Here is a 401-nt window from a genome sequence, read left to right on the forward strand (position 1 = left end):
GAACATTTATCTTTATTTTAACAGACGACACAACTAGAAGTATCGTATTGATTCAAAAGGCTCATAAAAGGGCAGATAAGGGCTTTAATGATATTGTGGCACAATTATATGAACAAGAGCTTAAAACGCAAGAGAAAGCAAAATATGAGCATATAAGGCAAGCTAAGGAGAAATCACTTGAAGAACAACGAATTAGTGAAAAAAATCAACGAAGAGTTGAAGCTGAAAAACAAGCCTAAGTTGACAGAATCGCAAGAGAACACGATGAGGAAACTTAACGATCTAATAATAGAGGAAGTCAACATGTTAGTGAAAAAGATGAAATGATACCGAACAAAGAAAGCCCCACAATTAAGTGAGGGCCTTTTTCGTATTATTTTTTAGCAATGATTGGTATGTTC

The 401-nt window shown here is 34.4% G+C and carries 1 protein-coding gene; it reads left to right on the forward strand.

Features of this window, described 5'->3' with window-relative positions; all coding sequences use genetic code 11:
- Window positions 1–239: hypothetical protein (locus tag L977_RS24775; protein ID WP_197061806.1), on the forward strand; the 239-nt coding region annotated here is incomplete at its 5' end.
- Window positions 240–401 lie beyond the last annotated feature (162 nt).

The sequence above is a fragment of the Enterobacter sp. ZOR0014 genome, assembly GCF_000798855.1.
Classification (GTDB): Bacteria; Pseudomonadota; Gammaproteobacteria; order Enterobacterales; family Enterobacteriaceae; genus Enterobacter; species Enterobacter kobei.